Genomic DNA, 1,010 nt, shown 5'->3' on the forward strand with positions numbered 1-1,010 from the left:
GGAGGAAAAGGGTTGGCGGCGTGGACTGCTCCTCGCGGTCCTCCTGGGCCTGCCGGTGGCCGCGAGCGCGGCGCCGGAACCGGACGAGGACGCTGCGGTGGAGGGAGCGGATCAGCCGCTCGACGTGGACGGGGACGCTGGCGCGCTGGAAGGCGCGGTGGCGCAGGCCATGCCGGGCGGCTCGCAGGGGCCCGTCATGGGGTCGCCGGAGCAGGTGAACGAGCCGGGCGCGCCGGTGCCGGACGCGGCCGTGCCGGGCAAGAAGAAGAAGAAGGACTCCGGGCCCAAGGCGGACACGCTGGGCGAGGCGCCGGACGAAGCGGACAAGGTGGACGACAAGGGCGGGCCCCAGCAGCGGATCCGCGTGTTCGGCCGCGTGTTCGCGCGCGGCGCCGCGGACGAGCGCCAGAAGTACCAGCGCGACCTGGGCATCGAGTCCGCGCGCGTGGGCGTGGCCGCGTCGCTGTCCAACGTGGACGCGGAGGTGAGCGCGGACCTCGCCTCCAAGACGATTTTGAAGGACGCGTTCGTGCGGCTCGCGGACGACGACAAGCGCCTGCGGCTGTACGCGGGCCGCTTCAAGTCCCCCTTCCTCCAGCGCTCGCAGGAGTCGGCGTGGCGGCTGCCCATCCAGGAGCGCGGGCTGGTGGAGGACTACCTCACGGACACCAACAACCTGGGCGGCCGGCGCCTGGGCTTCATGGGCGAGCTGCGCCTCAAGCAGGCCTGGGGCTTCAAGCTGTCCGCGGGCCTCTTCCAGGGCAGCGAGGACGCGACGGGGAAGCGGCTCTCCGAGGACGGCTCCGCGCGGCTGAGCATCCGCCCGTTCAAGTTCCTCACGCTGGGCACGAGCACGTACCTGACGCAGGTGATTGACGGGACGAAGCAGTACGCGACCGCGGCGGACGCGGAGCTGAGCCTCGGCGGGCTGTCGTTGACGGGTGAGGCGGCCATGGGCCGGCTGGCGCTGGGGCCGTTCCAGTCGCAGTCGGTGCTGGCCTACTGGACGG

At 72.5% G+C, this 1,010-nt stretch carries 1 protein-coding gene; it reads left to right on the forward strand.

Annotated elements, in window-relative coordinates:
• Positions 1-1,010 (forward strand): hypothetical protein (locus tag D7X55_RS39675; RefSeq protein WP_121725706.1); only part of this gene is annotated, 1,010 nt, incomplete at both ends.

The organism is Corallococcus sp. AB049A, from assembly GCF_003668885.1.
In the GTDB taxonomy this organism is placed as follows: domain Bacteria; phylum Myxococcota; class Myxococcia; order Myxococcales; family Myxococcaceae; genus Corallococcus; species Corallococcus interemptor.